This window comes from Acrocarpospora pleiomorpha, assembly GCF_009687885.1.
GTDB classification, from domain to species: Bacteria; Actinomycetota; Actinomycetes; order Streptosporangiales; family Streptosporangiaceae; genus Acrocarpospora; species Acrocarpospora pleiomorpha.
Window position 1 is genome coordinate 65,360 of sequence record NZ_BLAF01000014.1, and the last position, 26,602, is coordinate 91,961.

Annotated in this window: 25 protein-coding genes; 9 read left to right on the forward strand and 16 right to left on the reverse strand. The window is 71.1% G+C overall.

The genetic code is table 11. The features are described 5' to 3' along the window. Positions 1 to 2: 2 nt before the first annotated feature. The 10 genes from Aple_RS14345 to Aple_RS14390 are packed head-to-tail and all read right to left on the reverse strand — an operon-like array spanning position 3 to position 9,390. Positions 3 to 785: an enoyl-CoA hydratase/isomerase family protein gene (locus Aple_RS14345; protein ID WP_170321464.1), complete on the reverse strand. Its 783-nt coding sequence runs from the start codon at positions 783 to 785 to the stop codon at positions 3 to 5. After that, positions 782 to 1,699, reverse strand: coding sequence for a Zn-ribbon domain-containing OB-fold protein (locus tag Aple_RS14350; protein ID WP_155345072.1), 918 nt, complete (start codon positions 1,697 to 1,699; stop codon positions 782 to 784). The genes Aple_RS14345 and Aple_RS14350 overlap by 4 nt, the downstream gene beginning before the upstream one ends. A 7-nt stretch (positions 1,700 to 1,706) precedes the next feature. Next, positions 1,707 to 2,861: a thiolase C-terminal domain-containing protein gene (locus Aple_RS14355; RefSeq protein ID WP_155345073.1), complete on the reverse strand. Its 1,155-nt coding sequence runs from the start codon at positions 2,859 to 2,861 to the stop codon at positions 1,707 to 1,709. Continuing rightward, positions 2,858 to 3,982 carry a thiolase C-terminal domain-containing protein gene (locus Aple_RS14360; protein WP_155345074.1) on the reverse strand — a complete coding sequence of 375 codons (1,125 nt, stop codon included), beginning with the start codon at positions 3,980 to 3,982 and terminating at the stop codon, positions 2,858 to 2,860. Before Aple_RS14360 ends, Aple_RS14355 begins: the two co-directional genes overlap by 4 nt. Before the next feature lie 31 nt (positions 3,983 to 4,013). Beyond that, complete coding sequence (locus Aple_RS14365) at positions 4,014 to 4,736, reverse strand: SDR family oxidoreductase (protein WP_155345075.1); 723 nt, start codon at positions 4,734 to 4,736, stop codon at positions 4,014 to 4,016. Then, on the reverse strand, positions 4,733 to 5,101 hold the full coding sequence (locus Aple_RS14370; protein ID WP_155345076.1) for a hypothetical protein: 369 nt from the start codon (positions 5,099 to 5,101) through the stop codon (positions 4,733 to 4,735). The genes Aple_RS14365 and Aple_RS14370 overlap by 4 nt, the downstream gene beginning before the upstream one ends. After that, positions 5,098 to 6,219: an acyl-CoA dehydrogenase family protein gene (locus tag Aple_RS14375; protein ID WP_170321465.1), complete on the reverse strand. Its 1,122-nt coding sequence runs from the start codon at positions 6,217 to 6,219 to the stop codon at positions 5,098 to 5,100. Before Aple_RS14375 ends, Aple_RS14370 begins: the two co-directional genes overlap by 4 nt. Before the next feature lie 31 nt (positions 6,220 to 6,250). Then, entirely contained in the window at positions 6,251 to 7,426 is a 1,176-nt protein-coding gene (locus tag Aple_RS14380) for an acyl-CoA dehydrogenase family protein (protein ID WP_170321466.1), read from the reverse strand. Then, positions 7,423 to 8,340, reverse strand: coding sequence for a cyclase family protein (locus tag Aple_RS14385; RefSeq protein ID WP_155345168.1), 918 nt, complete (start codon positions 8,338 to 8,340; stop codon positions 7,423 to 7,425). The genes Aple_RS14380 and Aple_RS14385 overlap by 4 nt, the downstream gene beginning before the upstream one ends. 57 nt (positions 8,341 to 8,397) lie before the next feature. After that, positions 8,398 to 9,390, reverse strand: a complete 993-nt coding sequence (locus Aple_RS14390; protein ID WP_155345079.1) for an LLM class flavin-dependent oxidoreductase — start codon at positions 9,388 to 9,390, stop codon at positions 8,398 to 8,400. A gap of 200 nt (positions 9,391 to 9,590) precedes the next feature. Between Aple_RS14390 and Aple_RS14395 the strand changes: the two genes are divergently transcribed. The 3 genes from Aple_RS14395 to Aple_RS14405 all read left to right on the forward strand — a co-directional run bounded on the left by Aple_RS14395 (position 9,591) and on the right by Aple_RS14405 (position 13,885). Next, positions 9,591 to 11,300, forward strand: coding sequence for a sigma-54-dependent Fis family transcriptional regulator (locus tag Aple_RS14395; protein WP_155345080.1), 1,710 nt, complete (start codon positions 9,591 to 9,593; stop codon positions 11,298 to 11,300). A gap of 54 nt (positions 11,301 to 11,354) precedes the next feature. Beyond that, complete coding sequence (locus tag Aple_RS14400; RefSeq protein ID WP_155345081.1) at positions 11,355 to 12,905, forward strand: class I adenylate-forming enzyme family protein; 1,551 nt, start codon at positions 11,355 to 11,357, stop codon at positions 12,903 to 12,905. 83 nt (positions 12,906 to 12,988) lie between these two features. Continuing rightward, a complete protein-coding gene (locus tag Aple_RS14405; RefSeq protein WP_155345082.1) occupies positions 12,989 to 13,885 on the forward strand; it encodes a cyclase family protein in 897 nt (298 codons plus the stop codon). Between the two features lie 48 nt (positions 13,886 to 13,933). Here Aple_RS14405 and Aple_RS14410 read toward each other — a convergent pair whose 3' ends face one another. After that, a complete protein-coding gene (locus Aple_RS14410; RefSeq protein ID WP_155345083.1) occupies positions 13,934 to 15,718 on the reverse strand; it encodes a flavin-containing monooxygenase in 1,785 nt (594 codons plus the stop codon). Positions 15,719 to 15,937: 219 nt separating this feature from the next. Between Aple_RS14410 and Aple_RS14415 the strand changes: the two genes are divergently transcribed. From Aple_RS14415 to Aple_RS14430, 4 genes are read left to right on the forward strand one after another with little or no spacing between them, the layout of a single operon-like run. Then, positions 15,938 to 17,038 (forward strand): substrate-binding domain-containing protein, encoded by a 1,101-nt coding sequence (locus tag Aple_RS14415; protein ID WP_170321467.1) that lies wholly within the window; start codon positions 15,938 to 15,940, stop codon positions 17,036 to 17,038. Continuing rightward, positions 17,038 to 19,497 (forward strand): ATP-binding cassette domain-containing protein, encoded by a 2,460-nt coding sequence (locus Aple_RS14420; RefSeq protein ID WP_155345085.1) that lies wholly within the window; start codon positions 17,038 to 17,040, stop codon positions 19,495 to 19,497. Before Aple_RS14415 ends, Aple_RS14420 begins: the two co-directional genes overlap by 1 nt. A gap of 2 nt (positions 19,498 to 19,499) precedes the next feature. Continuing rightward, a complete protein-coding gene (locus Aple_RS14425; RefSeq protein WP_155345086.1) occupies positions 19,500 to 20,501 on the forward strand; it encodes an ABC transporter permease in 1,002 nt (333 codons plus the stop codon). Between the two features lie 38 nt (positions 20,502 to 20,539). After that, positions 20,540 to 21,157: a TetR/AcrR family transcriptional regulator gene (locus Aple_RS14430; RefSeq protein ID WP_170321468.1), complete on the forward strand. Its 618-nt coding sequence runs from the start codon at positions 20,540 to 20,542 to the stop codon at positions 21,155 to 21,157. Here Aple_RS14430 and Aple_RS14435 read toward each other — a convergent pair. From Aple_RS14435 to Aple_RS14450, 4 genes are read right to left on the reverse strand one after another with little or no spacing between them, the layout of a single operon-like run. After that, on the reverse strand, positions 21,147 to 21,605 hold the full coding sequence (locus Aple_RS14435) for a nuclear transport factor 2 family protein (protein ID WP_155345088.1): 459 nt from the start codon (positions 21,603 to 21,605) through the stop codon (positions 21,147 to 21,149). The genes Aple_RS14430 and Aple_RS14435 overlap by 11 nt on opposite strands. Then, positions 21,598 to 22,584 carry an LLM class flavin-dependent oxidoreductase gene (locus Aple_RS14440; protein ID WP_155345089.1) on the reverse strand — a complete coding sequence of 329 codons (987 nt, stop codon included), beginning with the start codon at positions 22,582 to 22,584 and terminating at the stop codon, positions 21,598 to 21,600. The genes Aple_RS14435 and Aple_RS14440 overlap by 8 nt, the downstream gene beginning before the upstream one ends. A gap of 42 nt (positions 22,585 to 22,626) precedes the next feature. After that, on the reverse strand, positions 22,627 to 23,397 hold the full coding sequence (locus Aple_RS14445) for an SDR family NAD(P)-dependent oxidoreductase (RefSeq protein ID WP_170321469.1): 771 nt from the start codon (positions 23,395 to 23,397) through the stop codon (positions 22,627 to 22,629). Further along, positions 23,394 to 23,801: a nuclear transport factor 2 family protein gene (locus Aple_RS14450; RefSeq protein ID WP_155345091.1), complete on the reverse strand. Its 408-nt coding sequence runs from the start codon at positions 23,799 to 23,801 to the stop codon at positions 23,394 to 23,396. The genes Aple_RS14445 and Aple_RS14450 overlap by 4 nt, the downstream gene beginning before the upstream one ends. An 86-nt stretch (positions 23,802 to 23,887) precedes the next feature. Here Aple_RS14450 and Aple_RS14455 point away from each other — a divergent pair, with 86 nt between their 5' ends. Both Aple_RS14455 and Aple_RS14460 read left to right on the forward strand, forming a co-directional pair. Continuing rightward, the gene (locus Aple_RS14455) at positions 23,888 to 24,646 is read left to right on the forward strand and encodes an SDR family NAD(P)-dependent oxidoreductase (RefSeq protein WP_155345092.1); all 759 of its coding nucleotides are present in this window, start codon (positions 23,888 to 23,890) and stop codon (positions 24,644 to 24,646) included. A gap of 62 nt (positions 24,647 to 24,708) precedes the next feature. Continuing rightward, positions 24,709 to 25,410 carry an SDR family oxidoreductase gene (locus Aple_RS14460; protein ID WP_155345093.1) on the forward strand — a complete coding sequence of 234 codons (702 nt, stop codon included), beginning with the start codon at positions 24,709 to 24,711 and terminating at the stop codon, positions 25,408 to 25,410. 38 nt (positions 25,411 to 25,448) lie between these two features. Here Aple_RS14460 and Aple_RS14465 read toward each other — a convergent pair whose 3' ends face one another. Next, complete coding sequence (locus tag Aple_RS14465) at positions 25,449 to 26,600, reverse strand: MFS transporter (protein ID WP_155345094.1); 1,152 nt, start codon at positions 26,598 to 26,600, stop codon at positions 25,449 to 25,451. Between the last annotated feature and the right edge of the window lie 2 nt (positions 26,601 to 26,602).

Here is a 26,602-nt window from a genome sequence, read left to right on the forward strand (position 1 = left end):
GCTCAGCGGCCGGTGAACACCGCGGTCCGCTTCTCGGCGAAGGCGGCGATGCCCTCGGCGTGGTCCTGGGTGGCCCGGGTGACCGCCTGCGAGTACGCCTCGATCTCGATCACGTCCTCGAAGCCGAGATGCGTCGACTGGTCGAGCATGCGCTTGGTGAGGGCGAGGGCGACGGTGGCTCCCCGGGCGAGCTCTCGCGCGCGGGCCCTGGCCCGCTCGATCACCTCGCCGTCCGGCACCGCTTCGGCGATGAGGCCCATCGCCAGCGCCTCGGCGCCGGTGAACCGCCTGCCGCTGAAGAGGAGCTCCTTCGCGCGCGCCATGCCGACGAGCCGCGGCAGGACGTAGGTGATGCCGCAGTCCGGGGTCAGGCCCCGGTGCACGTAGCCGAACGACATCGGCGCGGACTCCCCGGCGACGACGACGTCGCAGGCGAGCGCCAGGCTCAGCCCCGCCCCGTGCGCGTGCCCGTGCACTGCCGCCACCACCGGCTTGGCGAGGCGGGCCAGCGGGAGGAAGACCGCGTTGAGGAGCTTGTGCTGCCGGGCCCGCGCCTCCTCAGGGGAACGCTTCGGGTCCATCTCCGCGAGGTCCCCGCCCGCGCAGAAGGCCCGGCCCTCCCCCATGACCAGCACAGCGCGCACCTTCTCGTCGTACGCGACCTGCCCGAGCACCTCCCCCAGCCGCTCCTTCAGCTCCAGGTTGAGCGAGTTGAGCGCCTGGGGCCGCGCCAGAGTCAGCTCGAGCAGGCCGTCCTGCAGGGACACGGTCAGGACACCGCTCACGACGGCTCTCCCGGGATGAGCTCGAAGTAATCGATGTCCGCGAGGCTGCCGGTCCGCCGGTCGCTCCAGACCGCGCGCACCCGGCTGCCGGGCGCGACGGCCGTCCTCGCCTCGGCGGGATCGACCCCGCCGACCATGTGGATCAGGCGGGTCGACGTGCCGTCGAGAACCAGCTCGGCGTACACGTACGGCGGCTTCAGCCGCTGGCCGATGAACTCGATGTGCACCACGGAGCAGGCCTGCACGACGCCGACCGCCTCGACGTCCACCCACTCCGCGGTGGGGACGAAGCAGACGTCGCAGATGGCCCGGGGCGGAAGCAGCGTCCGGCGGCACCGCGAGCACTTCACCCCCCGGAGCCTGCGGTCGGTCCGCACGGCGTCGAAGAGCGTGCCGTAGTAGTGGCCGTAGGAGTGCTGGTAGTCGAGGGTCATGGTGTACTCGACCTGCTCGAACGGCTGGGCGAGCCCCTCGGGCGCGGAGCGGGGCGGCACGCCTGGCCCGTCACCCCCCGGCCCGAAACCAGCCAAGTCGAGAACCCCGCCGACGGGCGCGTCCGCCCAGACCGCGGCCACCCTCGCGCCGATCGCGAGATCGGCCTCCTCGAAACCGACGATGCGGTGCAGGAAGGGCACATCCGCGCCGTCCACCAGCACCAGGCCCAGCACCCCCCGCTCCGTGACGGTGAAGGCCTCCAGCCGCCCCACCGGGGCGAGCTCGACGAAGCCGCCGGCCGGCTCGCCGGTCGAGCCGTCGAAGTCCTGCGCCGGCACCAGGATCCGGTCCCCGTGGCGCGACCCGATGAGACGCCGCCTCCCGAGCTCGGCCAGGAAGATGCCGGTCGCCTCCCCCGGAGTCAGCGTGTAGGGCATCCGGATCTGGGCGGCCATCGAGGTCATGGTTTCGGTCATCATCGGCACCTCATCGTTTCTCGGAGCTCACCACGGCGACGCCGCGGAGATTGGCCCACCCGCCGCCCGCCTGCACGAGCGCGAGCGAGGCCCCGGGCACCTGGTGCATGCCGGCCTTGCCCGTCACCTGCATCGCCGCCTCGGCCAGCCGGATCAGCGCGGTGGCGCCGATCGGGTTGGCGCCCATGCAGCCGCCCGAGGGGTTGACCGGAAGCGAGCCGCCCATCGCGGTCTCCCCGGAGGCCACCAGATCGGCGGCCCCTCCTTCCGGGCACAGCCCCAGACCCTCGTAGTAGCTGAGCTCGAAGCAGGTGTACGGCTCCTGCAACTCGGCCACGTCGAACTGCCGGAACGGGTTGGTGATGCCCGCGTCCCGGTACACCCGGGCGGCCGCGATCTGCAGCGGCTCCGACTGGAGCATCGAGCGATCCGCGCCGTTGTCAGCCTCGCTGTAGTACGCCATGCCGTTGATCCACGCCGGGGCGTCCGTGATCGCGAGGGCGTCGTCGTCCGCGGCGAGGATGACCGCGCAAGCCCCGTCCGAGATCGGCGGAACGTCGAGCACCTTGATCGGCCAGCACAGCGGCCGGGAGGCCAGCACCTCCTCGACCGTGACCTCCTTCCTGACGTGCGCCTTGGGGTTGGCCAGCGCGTGGCGGCGGTTCTTCACCGCGACCATCGCCGCCGCCTCCTGGGTGTGGCCGAGCCTGTCCATCCGGGCCCGCCAGTACGCCGCGGAGAAGCCCATGATCCCGACGGCGAACTCCCGCCCCCAGAACGGGTCGTAGAGGGTCGAGATCGAGGCCTGCAGCGCCCCTTCCGAGAGCTTGTCGTAGGCCACGACGAGGACCCGGCGGGCGGCGCCGCCCTTGATCTGGTTCACGGCGGCCAGCGCGCCGGCCAGGCCGGTGCCCCCGCCGCTGGTCACCCGGACGACCGGCTTGAACCGGGCGCCCAGCGCGTCGACCAGCCACTTCTCTGGCTGGTTGACCGCGCCGAACATGGCGGGCCCGCTCGCGACGACGACGCTGTCGATGTCGTCCATGGTCAGTTCCGCGTCCTGGAGCGCCTCGACGACGGCCTCCCTGGCGAGCCCGGCCTGGCTGACGTCGGTCCGGCGGCGCGCGTGGGCGGTCTGGCCGGTTCCGACAATCGCGATGCTCATGAAGCCACCTCCATCGTGACCACGCAGTGGTTCTGCATGGCGAATCCGCCGGTGCCGTGGACGAGCGCGGTCCTGGCCTCGCCTGCCGCGAACCCGTTCCTGCCGACCAGCCGGGAGGCCGCCTCGTGGAGCCGGGCGAGGCCGGTGGCCATGATCGGGTCGGCGGGCAGCGCGCCTCCCGACGGGTTCACGGAGGTGGTGCCCCCGCTTTCGTACAGGTGGAGCGCCTTGTGCCGGGGGGCGAGGCCGAGGGCCTCCAGCACCATGAGTTCGCCCACCGTGGAGGTGGCCGAGACCTCGGCGATGTCGAAGTCGGTCGCCCTCGCCTTTCCGAGCGCCATCCGCGCGGCGGCGGCGCACGCGGGGAGCGCGTCGGCTTCCCGGGCGGCGAGGAAGTGCTGGTCGATCGCCGAGCCGCTGCCGGTCAGCCGTACCGGCCGGGTGGTGATCTGGTCGGCGACGTCGGCGGCGGCCAGCAGCACGGCCACGGCGCCGTCGACCGGGCGGGCGAAGTCCGAGCCGTGGAGCGGGCTGGCCACCCGCTCGTGCCAGAAGGCGTCGGCCGAGGGCACCTCGTCGAGGTCGACGTTCGGGTTCCGCACGGCCACCTCCCACGCGTGCCGCGCCACCACGTCGAGGTCCTTCGGGATCAGACCGGCGGCGGTGAGGTAGCGCTGGGCGTACAGGCCCGCCGCGGCGAGGTGGTCGAGTCCCACCGGCCGCTGGGTGAAGGGCTCGAGCAGCGTGCACCAGAACGAGCGCGCGTCGAGCTCGGACGGCTTGGCGTACGCCACGACCAGCCCGACCGAGGCCGTGCCGGAAGCGATCTTGTTCATCGCGTAGGAGAGCGCCCAGAGGCCGTCCTCCTCGACCCGGGACTCCTCCTTGTGGTGCGCGCCCATGGCGCCGAGAAAGCCGCAGTTGGAGATGCTGCGACCATCGAGGAAGTCGCTGCCCGAGTCGATCACGAAGTCGACGTCGTCGATCCGGAGACCGGTCCCTTTCAGGACACCGGTGACGGCTTCGGAGATCAGGTCGACATGCTGGCGGTCCGCCCACGACGGCTTGAACAGGGTCTGCGCGCTGTTCACCACCGCGACGGGCCGGGGTGAGTAACTCATACGGGGGTTCGACCTTCCGTTTGGTGAAATTTCACGGTGCGATGCTGCGCCCTCCGCACACCGTCAGGACCTGGCCCGTGATGTAGGACGCGTCGTCGGACGCCAGGAAGGCGACCGCCTTCGCCACGTCCTCGGGCTCGCCGATCCGCCCGGCGGGGATCCTGGCCACGAGGCCGTCCAGCACCTGGGGCGGCATCGCCCTGCTCATCGGGGAGTCGATGAGACCGGGCGCCACGGCGTTGACGCGGATCCGGGGGGACCAGCGCAGCGCCAGACCCCGGGTGAAGCCGATCAGCCCCGACTTCGACGCGACGTAGTTCGTCTGGCCGAAGTTGCCGAGCGCCGCCCTGGAGCTCATGTTGACGACCGAGCCTCCGTCCCGGAGCTCTGTCTCGAGCGCGAAGGTCAGCCTCATCGCGGCGAGCAGGTTCACCTCGACCACGGCGGCGAAGTCCGCCTCCGCCATCGTGGCCAGCCGGGCGTCCCTCGTGATCCCGGCGTTGTTGACCAGGACGTCCACCGGCCCGTGGGTCTCGCGGACGAAGTCACGGACGCGGCGCACGTCCTCGTCACCGGTCAGGTCCGCGACGACCGCGCTCGCCGCGCACCCCGCGGTGCGCAACTCCTCGACCGTGTCCCACACCGCGTCGTCCCGGTCCACGAGCACGAGGGCGTGGCCACGGGCCGCCAGAAGTCGCGCGATGGCGAGTCCCAGCCCGCGCGCGCCTCCGGTGACGACCGCGATCCGGGTCATGGGATCACCTTCCCGGCGAGTCCGGCGCCGAGCGTCAGCACCTGGCCGGTCAGGCCGAGGTCGCGGACCGCCGTGATGATCGCCTCTTCGTTCCCGGCGTCCCCGTCGGGGAGGGCCACGACGTTGACCTTCCAGCCGGCGCGGGCGCCCTCGAACCCGGCCGCGCGCGCGATGCCCGCCAGGCCGTTCGCGTAGGCGGCGCCGTACACCGAGTGATGTCCGAGCAGGTCGCCCGCGCGGACGAGGATCACCACCGGGCTGCCCACGGCCACGGCATCCCGCACCGTGACGAACGCGGCCCGCAGCCCCTCGCCGACCTCGTCGAGACTGCGCGGATCAGCGGGCCTGATCAGCACGGGTCTCATGCCGGCCCCCTGCGGACCGCGTCCATGCGCGCGTACGCGGTGACCGGGCCCGACAGGATCTCCAGGTCGGCCAGGGCCCGCTTGTAGTACCGGCCGATGTCGAACTCGTCGGTGAACCCGACGCCGCCGTGGAGCTGGATGCCCTCCTCGGAGGTGCGCTTCAGCGCCTCCCCCGCCCGGGCCAGGGCCAGCGGGGCGAACAGGGCCAGGGCCGCGGCGTCGCCCGTGTCGGCGGTCTCGGCGGCGGCGAACACGAGTTCCTGGGCCGTGGTGAGGCCGACCGCGAGGTCCGCGCAGCGGTGCTTGAGGGCCTGGAAGGAGCCGATGGGCCGGCCGAACTGCCGGCGGGTGCGCAGGTAGTCCAGTGTCTGGTTCAGGCAGGCGATCGCGGCGCCCACCATCTCGGCCGCCAGGAAGACCGCCAGGCGGTCCACGAGAGCGTCGATCCTCGCCCGGCCGAAGGGGTCCCGGTGCAGGGCCACGGCCGGCGTCTCCCGCAGCAGCAGGTCACCGAAGGCGCGGGTGCTGTCGACCGTCGCGACCGGGCGGCTGACGCCGGCCCCTTCCACGCCGAACAGCCCCCAGTTCCGCCCGTCGATCGCCGCGACGACGATCAGCCGCCGCGCTCGGGTCGCGTCGAGGACCAGGGGGACGGCACCGTCGAGGACCCAGCCCGCGCCGGAGCGGGTGGCGGTGACCAGCGGCGACGGCGCGGACGACCAGCCGCGGCCGTGCCCGAGCACCAGCGCGAGCAGGGTCGCCTCGCCCGCGATCGCCGCCAGCAGGCCGCCGGCGAGCTCCGGATCCGCGAGCTCGTCCAGGGCCGTGGCCGCGAAGGCGGCGGTCGCCAGGTACGGCGAGGGCGCCAGCCGCGCGCCGAGCTCACGGTGCACGATGCACTGGACGAACACGCCCAGTTCCCCGCCGCCCGCCGCGGCGGGCACCCCGAGGCCCGACCAGCCGAGCTCGACCATCTGCTTCCAGGCCGGCTCGTCGAACCCGGGCGCGCCGGCGGCGGCCGCGCGAACGCGGTCCGAGCTGAAGACGCGCTGGGTGAAGTCGCCGACCATCGCGCTGATCTCGAGGTGGTCGCTTGAGGTGAGGGGGTCGGTGATCACCGGCTGCATCCTTCCCTGGCCTGCCCGGGGCTCATCGCGGTAGTCCGAGGAGACGCTCGGAGATGATGTTGCGCTGGATCTCGCTGGTGCCGGAGTAGATGGACGCGGCCCGGCTGGCCAGCCGGTGGTGGGTGTCGTGCCTGCCGAGCACCAGGCCGCGCGCGCCGGCCACCTCCGCCTGCAGACTGCCGAGATCCTTCTCCAGCTCGCCCCACACCAGGTTGGTCATCGACCCGACGGCGCCCAGGCTCTGGCCCGCGGCGGCCAGCAGCGTCCCCCGGTAGTTGAGGAGGCGGAGCTCCTGGCAGCGCACCCAGAGCCGGCGCAGCTCCTCGCGCGCGGCGAGGGCCCGCTCCGGTGGGAGGTCGGCCGCCCCCAGGACGCGTTCGCAGTCGAGCAGGCGGACCAGCAGCCGGGCATGGTCGGTGTAGCCCTGGTCGCCCCGCTCGAACTGGAAGAGGGTCATCGCCACCTGCCAGCCCTGGCCGGCCTCGCCCACGACCCAGTCGCGCGGGACCCGGGCGCCCTCGAAGAAGATCTCGCAGAACTCGGCGTCGCCGCTGATCTGCCGGATCGGGTGGACGGTCACGTTCGGCTGGTCCAGCGGGCAGATGAGCATGCTGAGGCCGTGATGGCGGGCCGAGCCTGGCTCGGTGCGGGCCAGCACGAAGCAGAAGTCGGCGTACTGGCCGAAGGTGGTCCAGGTCTTCTGGCCGGTCACCACCCAGTCGTCCCCGTCCAGCTCGGCCCGCGTCCGCAGCGAGGCGAGGTCGGAGCCGGAGTCGGGCTCGGAGAAGCCCTGGCACCACATCTGGCCGCCCGACAGGATCCCCGGGAGGAAGGCGCGCTTGAGCAGGTCGGAGCCGTGCGCCATCAGGGTGGGGCCGAGCAGGATCAGACCCGGCGTGTTGACCGGTTCCGGCGCCCGCGCCAGGGCCAGCTCCTCGTAGTACATGAACTGCAGCTCCGGGTCCGCGCCGCGGCCGCCGTACTCGACGGGCCAGTGCAGTCCTGTCCAGCCGCCCGCGGCCATGGTGTGGTGCCAGCGCCTGCGGAACTCGAAGCGCGCGTCCTGGTCCAGCGGTTCGGGTTCGCCGGTGGCGTGCTCCCGCAGCCAGGCGCGGAACTCGGCGCGGAAGGGATGGCCGTACGGGGTTCGCGCGAGCTCGGGACCCAGGACGTGATGGTCGAGAAGCGTGGTGTTCACAGCACCGCCAGGGCGTTGGCGGGCGAGCTGACCCCGCCCGCGAGCGGAAGGGGCACGGCGACGAAGAGGAACTCCCACCGGGCGAGCTCCGCGCACCTGGCGGCCAGGGCGTCGAGGTCGAGCAACTCGGCCACGGCCATCCCCAGCAGGGGGATCAGGCGGCGGTGGAGGGACCCCACGGCCTGGTCACCCGGGGTCGATTCCAGCGCGGGGTTGTCCGCCGCGACCGCGGCCACCTGGCCGTCCCAGAGGAACCGCGCCATGGCGGCGTCGGCGCGGAGCCCGGTGAAGCGGGAGGCGAGGGACGCGCGGGACCCGGCGTCCAGGCTCCGGTAGGCCGAGACCCAGCCGGTGCGCACGCAGAGGATGTCCCCGGTCCTGAGTTCGACGCCCTGCTGGTCCGCGCACGTGCGGAGGTCCTCGTCGCCGATCACGTGCCCGGAGAACGGGTCGATGGGCGATCCCTGCGCCTCGGCCCAGCGGGCGACGTCCAGCAGCACGCCCCGACCCACGATGCCCGCGCGCGCCCACCGCGATATCCCCGGACCTCGGGACGCCTTCTCGAACGAGGTCTCCCCGCCGAAGAAGCCGAACTCCCGGGCCCGGACGTGCAGGAGCCCGTCCCACTGGGAACCCGACTGCGGGTTGAAGTCGTCGATCACGTCCTCGTAGGTGTTCCGGCCGACCTGGACGTGGCGATGCCGGTGCGCCGCCCGGCCGTACAGCGGCGGGTCGACCAAGCCGAGAGGAAGGTCGAGCGAGATGGACTCACCGGTGCTCACCAGGGCGGCGGCCTCCCGCCTGAGCTCTGGTGTCAGCAGCGAGAGGCTCCCCAGCTCATGATCGAGCACATCCCACGCGTGCGGGAGCCCCAGCCCCTCGAGCACCGGGAGCAGGTCGTACGCCGGTCTCATCCCCACCTCCGAATTCTACCGAATGTTTGGTAGATTAGATGCCTCTGACCAGCACTGTCAATCGCCAGAAGCCAGCCGCGGCAGCACCTTCGCGGCGAGGTACTCCAGCCGGGCGGTGGCCGCCGCCACGTCCTCGCCGGGCAGCATGCCGAAGAAGTGCACCTCGTCGACGCCGGCCGCACCGGCCTCGGCCAGCGCGTCCAGCGCGCCCGCGGCGTCCACGAAGGTGTAGAACCCGTCCTGGATCAGCCGGTGCGGGTCGGTGTACGGCGGGACCTTCAGGAACCCGTAGTCGATGTACTGGTTCACCTGGTAGAGCATGTGCTCGCCGAGCGCCGCGAGGGCCCGCTCGGGATCCTCGTCCACCACCATCCACGCGGTCCTGGAGGCGGGCTTGCGGCCGACGCCCAGGCGCTCGCAGGCCCCGTGGAACGCGACGACCTCCGCGTTGACCGACGCCATGAAGCCGTCGGCGGTCCGCGCGGCGCGGTCGAGGGCGGCGGGAGCCGTACCGCCCAGCCAGATCGGCGGCCCGCCCGGGCGGACCGGGCCCGGCCGGACGCCGAGCGCCGGGATCGACCAGTGCCTGCCCTCGAACCGGAAGGGCTCCCCGGCGAACGCCAGCCGGAGGATCTGGAGGGCCTCCTCCATGCGGGAGGCCCGGTCCCGCGTCGACGTGCCCAGTGCCTGGAACTCCAGTTCGCGGTAGCCGACGGCGACGCCGAGCCGGAACCGCCCCGACGACAGCGCGTCCACGGTGAGGGCGTCCTCGGCCACCCGGAGCGGATGGTGCAGCGGCAGCTGCAGGATGTTGGTGGAGACGCCGACCCGGGTCGTCCGGGCGGCGATCGCGGCCGCCAGCGCGAGCACCGACGGCGTGTAGCCGTCGTCGACGAAGTGGTGCTCGGAGACCGACACCTCACCGAAGGCCGGAGTGGACTCCACCCAGTCGATCTGCTCGAGGATCTTGCGGTAGCGCACATCCCACGGCTCGCGCCAGGGAGCCGGGTTGCGGAAGTCGTAGAAGACGCCGAATCTGCTGGGAGCCATCTGGGTCAGCCCTCTCTCACCGGATACCCGCGCCACTCTGGCCGGGGGGCCCGCGGGCGAAGGGCGACCGTTCCAGATTGGGACAGTCAAGCCCGTGAGTCAGGGCCCCTCGCCGAGCCGATGGCGTCGCGGGTCTGGTGCCGCGCTGGTCAGAGGGGTAGGGTGACGCCATCCTACCGTTTGGTTGAATGGAGGCGACCATGACTCCCTCACCTGCGGGACAGCCGCTGATCCTTCGTTCCTGGGAGCGTTCCCGCATGTGCGGCCTGGACCGGGGGGACAGCCTGACGCTCCCCTACCAGGCGGATTTCGAATCGAGTGGCAGGTTCCTGCGCGCCGCGGAGCCGGTCATGGACCAGCTCGCCGCGTGGCTGCCCGGGTGCGGCACCTCGGCCGTGCTCACCGACGCCGCCGGCCAGCTGCTGCTGATCCGGTGCGACGACGACGAGCTGTCGCGGCGGATGGAAGCCGGCCAGAGCGCGCCCGGGTTCGTCTGGAGCGAGGAGTTCTCCGGCACGAACGCGGTGGGGATCGCCCTCGAGGAGCGCATCGCGACCTGGACCACGGGCAACGACCACTATCTCGAGGTGCTGCGGGACCTCGCCTGCGCGGCCGTGCCCATCGTCAACCCGCTCACCCAGCGGCTGGAGGGCGCCGTCGACCTCACCACCTTGCTGCACCGGGCGAGCCCCCTGATGATGCCGATGGCGATGCAGGCGGCCAAGGCGATCGAGGACCGCCTCGTCGAACTCGGCTCGGCCGCCGAGCGCTGCCTCCTGGCGGCGTTCATGTCGGCGACCAAGCGCCCGGGCCGTTCGGTCGTCGTCCTGAGCGACCGCGCGGAGTTCAGCTCCGCGGCGGCGTCGAAGCTGCTCGGCGCGGACGACAGGGCGCTGCTGGGACAGCGGGCCGAGGACCTCGGCGAGGGTGCGGAGCGGCGGCCGGAGGAGGTGCCGCTGAGCAACGGCGAGGTGGCCGTGGCGAGGTTCGAGCAGATCAGGCTGGGCGGCCGCCGCATCGGGACGCTCGTGCAGCTGACCATTCCGTCTTCGTCCCGCCGTTCTTCGGGCACGGTCGTCGCCGGGCGGTTCAGCGGCCCGAAGGAGTACGGCTTCCTGGGCCGCAGTCCCGCGGCCAGGCACGTCAACCAGCGGATCCAGGAGGTCGGTTCCTCGACCTTCCCGCTCGTGATCGACGGCGAGGCCGGCGCGGGGAAGTTCACGGTCGCCAAGCTCATCGCGCTGCGCACCGGCAAGCCGGTGGTGTTCGACGTGAGCAACACCCCCAACGTCAACGAGGCGAACCTGCTCCGCGAGCTAGGCGATGTGCTCAGCGTCGGTTCGCGCTGCGTCATCGTGAAGGGGATAGGAGACCGGTCGGAGGAGTTCAACAGCCATCTCGCGACGCTCGCGGAGACCGCCGAGAACAACGCCAGCCGGGTCATCGCCACGCTCACCTCCGGGACGGCCGCGCGCGTCGCGAAGGCGGCGGGTTTCGGCGTCCGGCTGACCGTTCCCTCGCTGCGGGAACGGCCCGAGGACATCCTGGACCTGGCTCCGGTCCTCATCAGCCGCCGCGGGGCCCGGGTCAGGATCGCCCCGCCGGTGCTGCACGCCCTGATGCGGTACGAGTGGCCGGGCAACGTCCGCGAGCTGGACAGCGTGCTCTCCGCGATGCTCAACCGCAGCCGCGGCTCCGAGATCACCCTGTCCGACCTCCCCGCGCACTACCAGCGTGGCAGCCGGCGGCTGCGCCGCATCGAGCACATCGAACGCTCCGCCATCATCCAGGCGATCACGGAGGCGGGGGGCAACAAGACCCAGGCCGCGGAGCTCCTGGAGATCGGACGGGCGACGCTCTACCGCAAGATGAAGGCCTACAAGCTGGATCCCGACCTGCTCGGGGGCTGACCGTTTCACATTGGGACGGCCCGGGCGGCGGGGATCCCGCCAGGATTCACTGGTGTGAAGACCTATCCGGAGTCAGTCGGGGACATCGTGGCGATCGGCGCGCGTCGCGCGCCGGCGCGGGTGGCGATCAGGGACCGGGCCGGCGACGAGCGCACCTACGCCGACTTGCACGAACGCAGCACCCGGCTGGCCAACGGGCTGGCGGGTCTCGGCCTGAAGCCGGGGGATCGGGTCGCGGCCTGGATGGAGGACTGCGCCGAGCTCGTCGAGGTGTACTTCGCCTGTGCCAAGGCCGGGCTGGTGGTCTGCCCGGTGAACGCGCGCTTCACCGCCTCCGAGGCGGCGTACATCCTCGCGGACAGCCAGGCCCGCGCGCTCCTCTGGACTCCCGGTCTGGAGGAACGCGTCGCCTCGCTGCCGGATCTGTCCGAGTTGCTCCTCGTCTCGCCGCCCGGGAGCGGCCTCGGGCATGAGTACGAGGCGCTCGTCGCGGGTGGCGCCGCACTGGAGCCCCCGCCGCCGGCTCCGGACAGCCTCTTCATCCTCGGATTCACCAGCGGCACCACCGGGCAGCCCAAAGGGGCGATGCTGACCCATCGCGGCGTGCTGGCCATCGCCCGCATGAACGCGCGGTCGTTCCGGCTGACCGGGTGGCCGGTGGTCGCGCTGACCGGATCGATGTCGTTCGTGGCCGTCGTGCCCGCCCACGTGCTGTGCGCGCTGAGCCTCGGCGGGACGATCACGATCATGGGCAAGTGGGACCCGGACTCGCTGCTCCACGTCATCGAACGCGACCGCGCGACGTTCACCTACGTGCCGTCGCCGCTCCTGCCCGAGGTGACCGAGGCGCTCGCTCGCCGCCGGGCCGCGTGGCAGTCCCTGGACTCGGTGCTGCACTCCGCCAGCCGCGCCAGCGCAGAACATCTCGGCGCGCTCTATGACGTCGTGGGGAGCCGTCTGATCGAAGGCTGGGGGATGACCGAGCTCTCGGGCGGGCTGGCCACCGCGACCGTTCCCAGCGACTACCTGGGTGCCACCCGCCAGTCGGAGATCTTCGCCGGCGTGGGGCGGGCGGCGGTCGACGTCGACATCAAAGTGGTGGACGGCCAGGGCGAGAAGCTGCCCCACGACGGTGTCTCGGTCGGCGAGCTCTGCGTCGCCTCCCCGGCGCTGATGACGGGCTACTGGCGCCGCCCGGACGCCACCGCGGCGGCGCTCGCCGGCGGCTGGTACCGCACGGGTGACGCGGGAACCATCGACCCGGACGGGTACGTCACGGTCTCGGACCGGCGGACCGACCTGATCGTGAGCGGCGGAGCGAACGTCTACCCGAGCGAAGTCGAGATCTGCATCGCCGCCATGCCCGAGGTCAGCGAGGTGGCGGTCGTCGGCGTGCCGCACGCCCGCTGGGGGCAGGCGGTCGTGGCCGTCGTGGTGAAGCGGCCGGACGGATCACACCTGACCGAGGACGCGGTCATCCAGCACTGCCGGCGGGAGCTCGCGGGCTACAAGAAGCCCACCCAGGTGATCTTCATGGCCGAGCTGCCCCGCACCACCAGCCTCAAGGTCTCCCGCGTCCGGCTGCGTGAGCAGCTGACCGGCTGACCTGTCTCAGTGCGAGACGATCCGGCCACCCCGGGCCCGCCCGCTCCTAGCCTGACATGCGACTGAGCCGAGGAGGACGCGAGATGACCGAACAGAAGATCGGCAACTGGGGCCGTTGGGGGGCGGACGACGAGCGCGGCGCGCTGAACCTGCTGGACCCCGGCACCACGCTGGCGGCGACCAGGGTCTCCCGCACCGGGAAGGTCTACTCACTGGGCCTGCCGATTCAGCGCGCGGGCATCCCCCTGGTCGACTACCGGGGGACGCCGCAGCGGCTGACCCTGCTGAACCATCTCGACGAGCACATGTACGAGCCGTACGGCGGAAAGCCCGGCGTGGGGTGCCACGAGGACGTGCTGACACTCGCGTCGCACACCTCGACCCACATGGACGCGCTCTGCCACGTCTACTCCGACGGCAAGACGTACAACGGTTTCGGCAACGACGCCATGGAGACGTACGGCGGCGCGGCCCGCTGCGGCATCGAGAAGGCCGGCCCCGTCGTCACCCGGGGGGTCCTCATCGACGTCGCGCGGTACAAGCAGGTCGACTGGCTCGAGGCCGGCTACGTCATCACCCAGGAGGACCTCGAGGACACCCTCAAGTCCCAGGGCGTCCAGCTGCAGCCGGGCGACGCGGCGCTGATCCGGACCGGCTGGGTGGACTGGTTCTTCGCCAACGGCCAGGAGATGTCGCTGGTGCAGCCGGGGATCGGGCTGGCGGCGGCCGCCTTCCTCGCCTCGCGGGACGTCGTGGCGGTGTGCTCGGACAACACCGCCGTCGAGGCGCAGCCCTTCGACCGCGACGAGTTCCTCGGCGGCCATGTGGAGCTGCTCGTCCGCCACGGCATCTACCTCATCGAGCATCTCAACCTGTCGGAGCTCGCCGCCGACGGGTGCCACGAGTTCCTCTTCATGGTGAGCCCGCTGCGGATCACCGGAGCCACCGCCAGCCCGGTGAACCCCGTCGCCGTGGGCTGAAACGACAACGACCTCCCTCTCCAAGAGAGAGGGAGGTCGTTGTCATTGTCAGCTCAGCTTCAGCCCCGCGAAGTCCCCGGAGTCTCGCCAGTCCGCGAGCATGGCGAAGAACTCGGTGGACGGGAAGTACATCCCGGAACCGATGGCGCTCCGCATGTCCTCTGGCCTGCCCTCGGCGTTGAAGTAGCCAGGGGTGCACGCCTCCTGGAACGGCCGCCGCAGCGCGGTCTTCGCCGCGATGACCTCCTGCCATTCCCGCTCGGCTTCGACCGTGGCCTCAACGCGGGTGACCCCCTGATCGAGGCAGTGCCTGACGATGTGGGTGATGTGGTTCACCTGCTCCTGCAACATGTGCGGGACGCTGATCGTCGTGCCCGTCTGGGTGAGCCCCATGAAGAAGCTGTTCGGGAAGCCGTGGCTGAACAGACCGTGGAAGGTCCTGATGCCGTCGGCCCACTTCTCCGACAGCCGCGCGCCGCCACGGGAGACGACGTCGTAGCCGGCCTGGTGGCACCACGTCGTGCCCAGCTCGAACCCGGTCGCGAAGATCACGCAGTCGAGTTCGTGCTCGACGCCGTCCACCACGATGCCGCGCTCGGTGATCCGCTCGATGCCCCCGCTGGCGTCGACCAGGCTCACGTTGGCCTGGTCGAAGGCGGGCAGGTAGTCGTCGCTGAAGCCGGGCCGCTTGCAGAGCGTCCGGTAGTAGGCCTTCAGCAGCTCGGCCTTCCCCGGGTCGTGGACGATGGTGTCGACCCGGGCGCGCAGCATCTCGCCCCACGCGTAGTCGGCCGCCTCGGTCGCCGACCCGATGGCCTCGGGGGTCCGCTCCGCCTCGGGCAGGCGTTCGATGGCTTCCACCTGGTCGCGGAAGAAGCGGGCCCACCCGTCGTCGACGGGACAGTCGACGTTCTCCATGTTCGCGAGGCGGTTGAAGCTGTCCTCGCGCGCCTTCTGCCAGCCCGCCGGCAGGGACTTGAACCACTCCAGGTCGGTGGGGCCGTTGTCGCGGACCCCCACGCCGGTCGGAGTGCGCTGGAAGACCGTCAGGTGCTGAGCGCCCTCGGCCAGTTTCGGCACCATCTGCAGCCCGGTGGCCCCGGTCCCGATCACCCCGACGCGCTTGTCGTGAAGCCGGTCCAGGCCGCCCGTGGAGTCGCCGCCCGTGTACGCGAAGTCCCAGCGGGCGCTGTGGAACATGTGGCCCTGGAAGGTCTCGATGCCGGGAATGCCGGGCAGCTGGGGCCGGTTGAAGATCCCGCTCTGCGTGACGACGAATCGCGGCCTCAGCCGGTCGCCGCGCGAGGTGCTGACGGTCCAGCGCGCCGCGTCCTCGTCCCACTCCAGGCCCGTGACCTTGGTCTGGAAGAGCGCCCGCTCGTACAGCCCGAAGTGGTGACCGAGCTTCTGGCAGTACCGGAAGATCTCGGCCCCGGTCACGTAGCGCTCGCTCGGGATGAACCCGGTCTCCTCCAGGTACGGCAGGTAGATGTACGACTCGACGTCACAGCGGATGCCCGGGTAGCGGTTCCAGTACCAGGTGCCGCCGAAGTCGGCCGCGACGTCGAGGATCCGGACGTCGTGGACACCGGCAGAACGCATGGTCGCGGCGGCCTGCAGGCCGCCGAAACCGCCGCCGATGACGAGCACGTCCAGTTCCTCGTGGAGGGGCTCCCGGAACGCCGGCGGGGCGGCGTGCGGGTCGTCGTCGAAGTGGGCGTACCGGCCCTCGGCGAAGTTGTACTGGTCCGTTCCGGCCGTCCGGAGCCGCTTGTCGCGTTCCTCGCGGTACTTCTCGCGCAGCGCCTCCACATCTACGTCGATGTCTGCCACGTGTTCCTCCTAGCCACGTCGTTCACTGTGGCGAGTGTGGCCGCCGGTCCGGCGGGCGGACTGTCTCACTTCAATACGCCCGGCCGTGTGAGCACGCCACTGTCTCGACTTGAGACGTTGTCCGCCCGGCGTCGCCCACGCTGGCACCATCTGGGCAATCCACCGGGTGCCCGCCCTGAGCGCATGAAGCCCGGCCGTACAGAGCAAGGAAACCGAATCATGCACCGACGTAAGACAATGCTCCTGGTGAGCGTGGTCGGCCTCGCGCTGGCGGCCGCGTGCTCGACCCAGAACACGACCACGGCGGAGGGTCCCCGCAAGGCCGAGGAAGGATTCCAGCAGTCCGGGTCGGGCGGCGACATCACGAAGTTCTGCGGGACCAAGCCCATGAAGGTGGGCTTCCTCAAGAGCGCGGGCGGCAACACCTGGGTCCTGCAGGCCGCCGCCGAGTTCAAGGACGAGGCGAGCAAGTGCGGCAACGTGACGGAGGCCCTGTTCGCCCAGGCGATCAACGACCAGCAGAAGGCGATCGCCGACATCACCAGCTATGTCGCGCAGGGGGTCAACGTCCTGGTCATCTCCGCCGACTACGGCGTCGCGGAACTCCCCGCGATCAGGAAGGCCACCCAGGCGGGGGTCAAGGTGGTCACCATCCTCGGCGACGCCGGCGGGAAGCCCGGAACCGATTTCGTGGACGCGGTCACCTTCGACACCGACTTCATCGGCAAGACGTGGGCGGACTTCCTGCACGAGCAGGTGGGCAAGGGCACGGTCGCGTTCCTGGGCGGCACGCCGGGCAACGAGACGAGCACCCAGTTCTTCGCCTCCTTCCAGCAGGCCATGAAGGCGTACCCGGAGATCGAGATCGTCGACGACCGGGTCCAGGACACCAACTGGGACCCGGCCCTGCGCCGGAAGGTGATGACCGGCCTGCTGTCCAAGCACGGCCGCATCGACGCGATCGTCAGCGACTTCAACGGGCCCGACACCGGCGCCATCCAGGCCTACGACAGCGCGAACATGAAACGGCCGGTCGTCGCCTCGATCACGAGCAACAACGAGATCGGCTGTGACTGGGCGAAGAAGCCGTACCCGTTCCTCGTCATGGGCCAGACCTCCAGCCTGCCCAGGCTCGCGCTCCGCATCGGGGTCGCGGCGTTCCAGGGAACCGCCAACACCGAGTCGGCGAAGCTGCACCCGGAGCCGTTCACCTACCTCCCCGACGGCACGGCGCCGGACTGCAAGCCGGCCCTGCCGCCGGACGCCGACCTGACCGCGGACCTCACCGAGCCGCAGCTCAACGAGCTGTTCAAGAGCTGATGACAGCCCTTCGCGTCAGTGCGGTCACCAAGACGTTTCCCGGCGTCACGGCGCTTGACGAGGTCGCGCTCGAGGTCGGGGCCGGCGAGGTGCACGGGGTCGTCGGCGAGAACGGCGCGGGCAAGTCGACGCTGATGGCGGTGATCTCCGGAGCGCTGGTTCCCGACCGCGGCACGGTCGAGGTCGGCGGCCGGGCGATGGACGGCGGGCCGAACCTGGCCCGCGAGCTCGGCGTGGCCATCGTGCGGCAGGAACCCGCGCTGCTCCCCGACCTGACCGTCGCCGAGAACCTGTACCTCAAGGTCCCGCCCGCGCATCGCCCCCAGCCGGGGGCGATGTCGCGGTGGGCCGAGGGGTGCCTGCGGGAGTGGGACCAGGAGACCCGGATCCGTCCGGACGCCCGGGTGTCCCAGCTCGTGGCCGAGGAGCGGTTCATCGTCGAGATCTCGGCCGCGCTGTCCTCGCGTCCGAAGGTGCTCATCCTGGACGAGCCGACCGAGCACCTCGGTGAACGGGACGTGGAGCGCCTCTTCGACAAGGTCCGGGCGCTCGCGCGGCAGGGCTGCGCGGTGATCTACATCAGCCACCGGATCCGCGAGGTGCGAGCGGTGGCCGGCGTCATCACCGTGCTCCGGGACGGACGGGTCCGCGGGACGTATCCCGTGGACGCGCTGTCCGAGTCCGACATCGTCGCCCTGATCATCGGCAGGACGCTGGACGCGACCTTCCCCGCCAAGCCCGCCCTGGCTCCCCATGCGTCCCCGCGCCTCGAACTGGTCGACTTCCGGGGGGTCGACCTCCGGGTCGGCCCTGGCGAGGTGGTCGGGCTGGCCGGGATCGAGGGGAACGGCCAGCGGGAGACGCTGCGCGCGCTCGCCGGGCTCGGCGGCGCCCGGGGCGAGGTCCGCGTCGACGGGACCGCCGTCCGGGTGCACCGTCCCCGGTCGGCCAGGAGGCACGGGTTCGCGTTCCTGCCCGGCGACCGCCATCGGGAAGGCGTGCTCGGCGAGCTCAGCGTCGCCGAGAACATCGTCTTCCGGAACCTCGGCTCTGCCTCCCGGTGGGGCGTGGTCAGCGCCCGGCGGAGCCGCGAGCTGGTCGCCGCGACCCTGGACGGGCTCGCGGTCAAGGCGGCGAGCGAGTCGGCGCCGATCGCGAGCCTGTCCGGCGGCAACCAGCAGAAGGCCGTGCTGGGAAGCATCCTGGCCACCGATCCCCGCGTCCTGCTCATCGACGAGCCCACTCAGGGGGTGGATGTCGGGTCCAAGGTCGAGATCTACTCCTACCTCAGGAGACTCGCGGCGGACACCGGCACGGCGATCCTCGTGGTCTCCTCCGACGCGCTCGAGCTCGCCGGGCTCTGCGACCGGGTCCTGGTGTTCTCCAGGGGAGCCGTCGTGGCGGAGCTGTCGGGCGCGGAGCTGACCGAAGAGAGGATCACATCCGCGGCTCTGACGGCCTCGACCGGCCGCCGGCAGGCCGCGAAAGGCGGCGCCGGGCGGCTGCTGTCCTGGCTGGCGGGCGACTCCGCGCCGGCGATCCTCATCGCCGCCACCATGGTCGCCCTCGGTGTGTACGTGGCGACCAGGAACCCGATGTACTTCTCGGCTTTCAACATCTCGTCCCTGCTCGCCCTCGTGGTACCGCTGATGTTCGTGGCGATGGCGCAGACGACGGTCATGATGGTCGGCGCGATCGACCTGTCGGTAGGACCCCTCATGGGGTTCCTCGTGGTCGTCGGCTCCTTCTTTCTCACCGCTGAGGACGCCCTGGGCCGCCAGGCGCTCGGCTGGATCCTGATCGTCGTGGTGGCGATCGCCGTCAGCGCGCTCAACTGGGCGCTGGTGGACGCGCTCAAGCTCCCGCCGCTCGTCGCCACCCTCGCGACCTTCTTCGCGCTGCAGTCCGGATCGCTGCTCCTGCGGCCCCAGCCAGGTGGTGTCATCGGCACTCGGATCGTCACCGGCCTCGGAGCCCAGATCGGGGTCGTCCCCGTGGTCTTCCTGGTCGCCGTGGCCGGGGCGATCGTGCTCCAGTTCGCGCTGCGCAGATCATGGGCGGGCCTCGCCCTGCGCGCGGTGGGGTCCGACGAGAGGCGCGCGGGCATGGCGGGCGCTCGCGCGGCGACAATCCGGCTGGCCGCGTTCGTCGGCTGCGGGCTGCTGACCGCGGCCGCCGCCGTGTGCCTGATCGCCCAGGTCGGCTCCGGGGATCCCGCGGCGGGGACGACGTACACGCTGACCAGCATCAGCGCGGCGGCGATCGGGGGCGCCAGCATCTTCGGCGGGCGCGGCTCGTTCCTCGGGGCCGTCCTGGGCGCGCTCCTGGTCCAGCAGATCCTCGGCGCGATCCCCTTCCTGTCCCTCAGTACGGCCTGGGAGTCCTACCTCGTCGGTGCGCTGACGCTGGTCGCGGTGGCCACGTTCTCGAAGTCACGCCAGCTGAGTGAGGTTGCCTAGCAATGGACCAGACCACCCTCGAACGAGGGGTCGCCACGCCCCGCGCGGTAGGCGGGAACGCGCTGCTGTCCGGCTGGGAGTACCGCAGTATCTGGGCCGCGACGGCGGGTGTCTTCGCGCTCAGCGCGCTGGTCGCGCCGCGGTCGCTCGCCGGGTCCTCGGTGCTCTCGCTGCTGAGCTTCTCGGCCGTCCTCATCGTCGTCTCCGTCGGGCAGACGCTGGTCGTCCAGCAGCGCGGCATCGACCTGTCCGTCCCAGGCGCCGTGACGCTGTGCGCGATGGTTCCGCCGCTGCTGATCTCGAAAACCGGTGTTGCCCTCGCGGTGGCGCTGGTGGCCACGCTGCTGATCGGCGCCTGCGTCGGTCTGCTCAACGGCCTGCTGGTGACCAAGGCCGGGATCACGCCGCTGATCACGACGCTGGCCGTGAACTCGCTCCTGCTCGGCGCCCTGCTGACCTACAGCGGCGGCCTCCCTTCGGTGGCCGCGCCGCCCGGACTCGTCGCCTTCGCGACGCACCAGGTCGTCGGCGTGCCGCTGGTGTTCTGGGTCGCCGTGTGCTTCGTCGTCGTGGTGGCCTTCGGCGCCGGCCGTACAGTGCTCGGCCGGCGATTCGTGGCGGCGGGGGTGAACCCGGCCGCGGCGAGGTCGGCGGGCGTGCCGGTGGACCGGTATGTCATCGGCGCGTACGTGTTCGGTTCGATGAGCGTCGCGCTCGCCGCGATCCTGCTGCTCGGGTACCTGGAGTCCGCCTCGGTGCGGATCGGCAACGACTACCTTTTCGCCTCGATCTCCGCCGTGGTGCTGGGGGGCACGTCGCTGGCGGGCGGCAAGGGGAGCGTTGTGGCCAGTGGCGTCGCGGCCGTGTTTCTCACCCAGCTGACGCAGTTGCTGCTGACGGCGGGCGCGCCGACGTCCATCCAGCTGCTCGCTCAGGCCGTGGCGATCGGGCTGGCCGTGTGCCTGCGCACTCTCGCGGGGGCGGGCGCGCGGCGTGCAGGATAGAATCCAAACTACCGTTTGGGAGGGTGGAGGAGATTCGGGTGCGACCGGCAGGTAAGGCGAGCACCGCCAAGAAGTCGTTGGACGGAGGTCGGGCGCGTGACCGGGAGGTCATCGAGGCCGCCGTCAACCTGTTCTGGGAGAAGGGCTACTCGGCCACCTCCGTGCAGGATGTGGCCGACGCCCTGGGCATGCTCAAGGGGAGCCTCTACTACTACATCGACTCGAAGGGCGACCTGCTCAAGAAGATCTTCGAGGACTCGCACGCCGAGGTCCGCGCGATCGCCGAGGCGGCCGTCGCCCTCGAGCTGCCGTCCATCGAACGCCTGCAGATCTTCATCGAGCGGTATGCCGACTGGTCCCTGCTCCACCTGCGCAGAGCCAGCCTGTACGCCCGGGAGTGGCGCCACGCCGACCCCGAGCTGCGGAAGGTCATGCTCGCCCAGCGCCAGTACTACGACCAGGTCGTCATGACCCTGATCGACGGGGCGAAGACCGAGGGCGCCGCGGACCAGGGGCTGGACACGAAGCTCGCCACGTTCTTCATCATGTCGGCCGTCGCCGCGGTGCCGGACTGGTACCGTCCCTCGACCGCCAAGAACGCGCAGTCGGTCGCGCGGGGCTACGCGGAGCTGGCGCTGCGCGTCGTCACCGCCTGACGCGCCGCCGCTCGTCGATCCGGAAGTGGAACTCGATCTGGTTCAGGTGGTCCACCTGGATCGTCTTCTCGGCGAACCGCCACTGCCCGGCCTGCCGGATGAACCTGTCGAAGTACTGACCGCCTACGACGATCCGGTACGGCAGCCCCGGCGGGCGCTGGAGCACCGTGAAGTAGCACCGGGACGTGGCCTCGTCGCCGGTCAGGGTGATCACCTGGTTGGTGAGGAGATGCCGGGTCATCGGGCTGCCCTTCTTGTAGGTGATGACCTGGTCGGCGTAGAACGCCTCGATCTGCGCCCGGCCGCGGAGCTCGTCGCCGCGTACGCCCGCCATCACCGGGCGGAGCACGGCATCGGACAGCAGCTCGCCGACGCCGGCGAAGTCGCCGTCGTCCAGCCGGAACGTGTACTCCGCCGTCAGGTGGCGGATCGCCTCGTAGTCAGACATCGGGTACTCCTGGTGCGAGGCTGTGGATGATCTGTTCGCAGCTCGCCGCGAACGCGGAACCGCCCAGCTCCGCGCCCACGGTCTGGAACGCGATCTCGGTGACACCCAGGTCACCCAGTTCGCGCTCGAGCCGCCGGACGCGGCGGGCGGCGGTCGCCGGCGTGCCGGAGACGGTGAGCTCGTCCACGACGCTGTCGGGGATCAGCTCTCCCAGCCGGGCCCACGAGGGGCCGATCGCCTTGAAGCCGTCCTGCACCTGCGCCGGGATGTGCTCCCAGCCTGTCCCCGCCGCCACGGTCCGGTAGCTCGGCGTGGAGAAGTAGAAGGCCAGCTGGGCGCGGGCGCGGGCCCGCGCGACCTCCTCGTCGGGGCCGATCGACGTGACGCACCAGGCGATCACGCTGGGCGGGCGCCGGGCGTTCGATCCCTTCGCCACCGCGGGCAGCAGCCGCTCGACCAGGTGCCGTCTGGCGATGGCCAGCGGGTGCAGGAGGACGCCGTCGAGGTTGGCCGCCACGTGCCGGCCCATGATCGGGTTGAGCGCCGCGCCGAGGATGGGCGGTGGCCGGTCCGCCAGGTCCTCGTTCTGGCTCCACGCCGCACGAAGCGCCGCGGCGTACGCCACCAGCGCGGGCGCGGGCGGTTCGAAGTCCGCGCCGAACCAGCGCCGTACGCCTCGCGTCCCGGGGCTCAGACCGAGCGAGAACCGGCCGCCGGAGAGGCGCTGCACGTCCGCGGCCATCGCCGCCATCGCCAGGGGGAGGCGCGCGAAGGCGTAGGCGATGCCGGTGCCGATCTCGATCGACTCGGTGCGCTGCGCCACCGCCAGGGCGCGCACCACCGCGTCGCGATGGGGATACTCGGTCGTCCAGACCCGGTGGAAGCCCGCCGCCTCGGCCTGCCTGGCCAGGTCGCCCAGGGGATCGAGCTCGGCGGTCGCGAACACCAAGCCCCGCCTGAGCGGGCTCATCGCCGTCATTACCGCTCCATCGTGATGGCGAGCCCCTGACCCACCCTGCGGCTACTGGGCAACGTAGCCACCGTCCACGGGGAAGGGCACGCCCGTGATGTAGCTCGCGGCGTCGCTCGCCAGGAAGATGACCGCTTGGGCGATCTCGTGCGCCTCCGCGACCCTGCCCAGGGGGACCCGCGACGCGTACAGGTCCGCGACCTCGTCGGTGAACTGGGCGTCCTTCTGCATGAACCCGGCCAGCATGGGCGTACGCACGGGACCGGGGCAGACCGCGTTGACCCGGATGCCTTCGGGGGCGAGGTGAACCGCGAGCGCCTTGGCGAGACCGATGACCCCCGCCTTGGTGAGCGTGTAGAGCGGGGTCGTGTACGACGCCACCAGGCCCGCCGCCGAGGAGGTGAAGACGATGGAGCCGCCGCGGCCGGACTTGCGGATCAGGGGCAGCAGCAGCTGGGTGAGGAAGAAACCGCTCTTCAGGTTGACGTCCACGGAGCGCTGCCACTGCTCCTCGGTGATGTCCATGATCCCGTGCGGGTTCGGCATGCCGACGTTGTTGAACAGGATGTCGACGTGGTCGACGAGCGAGGAGATCTCCGCCACGACCCGCTTGAGATCGCGCACCACTCCGCAGTCGGCCACATGAGCGCTCGCCTGGCCCCCATCGGCCCGGATCTGTGCCGCCACGGCCTCCGCCGCGTCCTTGTCCAGGTCGATGACCGCGACCCGGGCGCCCCGCTCGGCCAGTCCGAGCGCGGTCATCCGGCCGATGCCGGAGCCACCCGCCGCGACGACGGCGACCTTGCCCTGCATGCTCATCATCTCTCCCAGCGTTCGGGGCGGTCGATCGCGACCACCCGCTCCTTCAGGAGCCATTCGGCGCGGACCCGCTCGAACCTGTCCCGGTAGACCGCCGTGTAGCTCATCGAGACGCCCTCGGCCGTGGTCACCAGCAGTCCCGCCGAGCAGCGGCCCGCGAGTTCCGCCTCCAGGACCAGGTGGTGCCACGTGATGTGGCGGGACGGCCCGGGCCGGGACGCGATCCAGGACTCGGCGAACGCACGCAGGGCCAGCCGCCCGGTCACCTCAAGCGGACGATTCGTTCGCAACACCCCGTCCGGGGTGAAACAGCGGGCCCACGCCTCCGCGTCCCCGTCGTCGATGGCATTGGCATACCGCGCATGGAGGTCCATCACCTCGTCGCGAAGCCGCCGGTTAGATTCCACGTTCCGACCATGGCCGAGGTGACGTGACGTGTAACGTCCCACTTTGAAACGACTCGGAGCACCCCGGCGTGCGTACGCTCCGATTCATGGAACACGATCTGTCCGGGACCGTCGCGGTCGTCACCGGAGCCGGCGGAGGCATCGGGCGGGCGATCGCGCTCCGGCTCGCCGCGGACGGCGCGCTCGTCATCGCCGCCGACCGGCGCGCGGAAGCGGCCGAACAGACCTGCGCGGCCGTCGTCGCCATGGGGGGAGCGGCCGAGTTCCAGGCGGTGGACGTCACGCGATCGGCCGCGATGGAGGACCTGCTCAGGACGACCGCGGAGCGCCATGGCTCGCTGGACATCCTGGTCAACAACGCCGGCATCGCCGGCGCCCCGACGCCGATCGCCCAGTTCGACGAGACGTTCTTCGACCGGCTCGTGGCGGTCAACCTCAAGGGGGTCTTCCTCGGGCTCCGGCACGGCCTCCCGATCATGATCAGCCAGGGCCGGGGCCGCGTCCTCAACATCGCCTCGGTGAGCGCGGTGCGCAATGTGCCGGGAATGGGGCCCTATGCCGCGACGAAGGCCGGGGTCGTCGCCCTGACCAGGGCCGCCGCCACCGAGGCGGGCCCGCACGGGGTCAGGGTGAACGCCCTGCTCCCCGGTGCCACGGACACCCCGATGGTGAACCCACCGGGCCGGGAGAGCAACGGCGAGGAGACCTTCGTCAGCGGGATCCCCCTCGGCCGCCTCGCCACCGCCGCCGAACAGGCCGAGGTCGCCGGATTCCTGGTGTCCCCGCGGTGTACCTACATGAACGGCGCCTCCGTGCTCGTGGACGGCGGGATGGCATTCGCCTGAGCATCTATCCGCTTCCCTGCTATTGTTCGATGACAATCTATTATCGATAATAGGAGTGGATAGTGACGGATCGTAAGGTGGCGATCGTTACGGCGGCGAGTGCCGGGATTGGGAAGGCCATCGCGCAAGAGCTGGCCGCCGATCACGAGCTGGTGGTCATGTCCCGGTCGGAGGCGATCTCGGACGTGGCACGCGAGCTTGGCGCCTGTGCCGTGCGCGGCGACGTCCGCTCGAAGGACGACCTTGAACGGCTCGTGACGACGGCGCTCGACCGCTACGGGCGGATCGATGCCGTGGCCATCAACACGGGACACCCGCCCAAGGGCAAGTTGCTCGATCTCACGGACGACGATTGGCGCACCGGCTACGACCTGGTGCTGAGCTCGGTGATGTCGCTGGTGAAGCTCGTCACTCCGGTCTTCGTCCGCCAGGGAGCGGGGAGCGTGGTCGCGGTGGCCTCGTACGCGGCGCGAACCCCGGAGCCGACGATGCCGGTCTCATCCGTCTTCCGGTCGGCGCTGCAAGCGTGGATCAAGCTTTACGCGACCGAGTACGGGCCTTCGGGCGTGCGCGCCAACACCATTCTCCCGGGGTACATCGCCACCCATCCGCAGGACCCGGCTCGCGTGGCCACGATTCCGGCCCGGCGCTATGGGCATCCGGCGGAGATCGGGAGGCTGGCGGCCTTCCTGCTGTCGGACGGCGCCGGATTCGTGTCCGGGCAGGCGATCCTCGCCGACGGCGGGATGGTCACCGCCATCTGAACGCCGGCGCCCGGCCCTCGAGCCGGGCACCGGCGTCCTCACGCCCAGGCGGTCCGCGCGCTGACGGTGCCGATCACCACGGCGGCCAGGCAGAAGATGACGATGAGCCCGGTCTCGGCGGCGAGCACACCGGCGTGGTCGGCGGCGAGACCGAACAGCAACGGCCCGCACGCGGCTCCGACTCCCCCGGCGACCGTCAGCACCAGGCCGGTGCTCGCGGCAGGAGTGCCGGAGTAGAGGTGGACGATCGCGTAGCCGAGCAGTCCCGACCAGCCCCAGCCGAGCCCGAACCCCAGCAGAGTCGCCAGCAGCAGGAGGGGCAGGCGGTCGCTGAACAGCATGGCCACGCCACCGGCCCCGCCGATCAGCAGCCCCGACATGAGGCGCAGCGGATCGGCGGCCCCGGCGTCCACCAGCGACCCGAACAGCACGCGGGCGGCCACCGTGACGATGCCGCCGACGGCGAACAGCCCACCGGCCTGCAGATCGGACACGCCCTGGTCCACGACCACCAGCACGAAGTAGGAGCTGAGCGCGCTGGTCGCCGCGTTGGCGAAGACCGAACCCACCAGCAGGATCACCGTCGTGGACGTACGCGGGTGGTTCGTCCGGGAGGCGACGGGTTCGCCGCTGGCAGGAGTATCGGGCGTGCCTCGCCGGGTCGCGCTGACGAGCAGGCAGACGACGACCACGAACACCGAGGCGAGAACGAAGACCAGCCGCCAGTTGCCCGATCTCGCGATCACCGGCGCCACGACGCCCGTGATGACGGTCGCCACGGGGAACCCGGATTGCACGACGCCGAAGGCGAGCCCTTTGCGCCGCTGGGGCACTCTGTCCCAGATGACCCGGTAGCCCGCCTGGGGAATGACACCACTGGCGAGGCCGCAGACGGCGATCGCCAGCAGGAGTTCGGGCCAGGAACGGGCGGCGGAGACACCGAGGAGAGCGCCGGCCAGGACCAGCGCCGCCATCGCCAGAATGACTTCGCCACCGGTCCGATCGACGTGGTGCCCGAGAAACAACGCGGAGATCGACCAGCAGGCGAACGAGACCATGTTGAGGACGCCGAACTCCGTGGCCCCGATGTCGAAATAACGCTGAAGCTGCGGGGCCAGGGACGCCAGCAGGAACACCGGCATGATCGAAGCGGTCAGCGACAGGGACAGCCCGGCGATCCTGCTCTTCACCT

Excerpts from the sequence above, each read along its gene's own strand:
- Aple_RS14350 (WP_155345072.1), bottom strand. The coding sequence starts at position 1,699 with ATGATGACCGAAACCATGACCTCGATGGCCGCCCAGATCCGGATGCCC.
- Aple_RS14355 (WP_155345073.1), bottom strand. The coding sequence starts at position 2,861 with ATGAGCATCGCGATTGTCGGAACCGGCCAGACCGCCCACGCGCGCCGC.
- Aple_RS14360 (WP_155345074.1), bottom strand. The coding sequence starts at position 3,982 with ATGAGTTACTCACCCCGGCCCGTCGCGGTGGTGAACAGCGCGCAGACC.
- Aple_RS14365 (WP_155345075.1), bottom strand. The coding sequence starts at position 4,736 with ATGACCCGGATCGCGGTCGTCACCGGAGGCGCGCGCGGGCTGGGACTC.
- Aple_RS14370 (WP_155345076.1), bottom strand. The coding sequence starts at position 5,101 with ATGAGACCCGTGCTGATCAGGCCCGCTGATCCGCGCAGTCTCGACGAG.
- Aple_RS14385 (WP_155345168.1), bottom strand. The coding sequence starts at position 8,340 with ATGAGACCGGCGTACGACCTGCTCCCGGTGCTCGAGGGGCTGGGGCTC.
- Aple_RS14390 (WP_155345079.1), bottom strand. The coding sequence starts at position 9,390 with ATGGCTCCCAGCAGATTCGGCGTCTTCTACGACTTCCGCAACCCGGCT.
- Aple_RS14395 (WP_155345080.1), top strand. The coding sequence starts at position 9,591 with ATGACTCCCTCACCTGCGGGACAGCCGCTGATCCTTCGTTCCTGGGAG.
- Aple_RS14405 (WP_155345082.1), top strand. The coding sequence starts at position 12,989 with ATGACCGAACAGAAGATCGGCAACTGGGGCCGTTGGGGGGCGGACGAC.
- Aple_RS14415 (WP_170321467.1), top strand. The coding sequence starts at position 15,938 with ATGCACCGACGTAAGACAATGCTCCTGGTGAGCGTGGTCGGCCTCGCG.
- Aple_RS14420 (WP_155345085.1), top strand. The coding sequence starts at position 17,038 with ATGACAGCCCTTCGCGTCAGTGCGGTCACCAAGACGTTTCCCGGCGTC.
- Aple_RS14425 (WP_155345086.1), top strand. The coding sequence starts at position 19,500 with ATGGACCAGACCACCCTCGAACGAGGGGTCGCCACGCCCCGCGCGGTA.
- Aple_RS14435 (WP_155345088.1), bottom strand. The coding sequence starts at position 21,605 with ATGTCTGACTACGAGGCGATCCGCCACCTGACGGCGGAGTACACGTTC.
- Aple_RS14440 (WP_155345089.1), bottom strand. The coding sequence starts at position 22,584 with ATGACGGCGATGAGCCCGCTCAGGCGGGGCTTGGTGTTCGCGACCGCC.
- Aple_RS14445 (WP_170321469.1), bottom strand. The coding sequence starts at position 23,397 with ATGATGAGCATGCAGGGCAAGGTCGCCGTCGTCGCGGCGGGTGGCTCC.
- Aple_RS14455 (WP_155345092.1), top strand. The coding sequence starts at position 23,888 with ATGGAACACGATCTGTCCGGGACCGTCGCGGTCGTCACCGGAGCCGGC.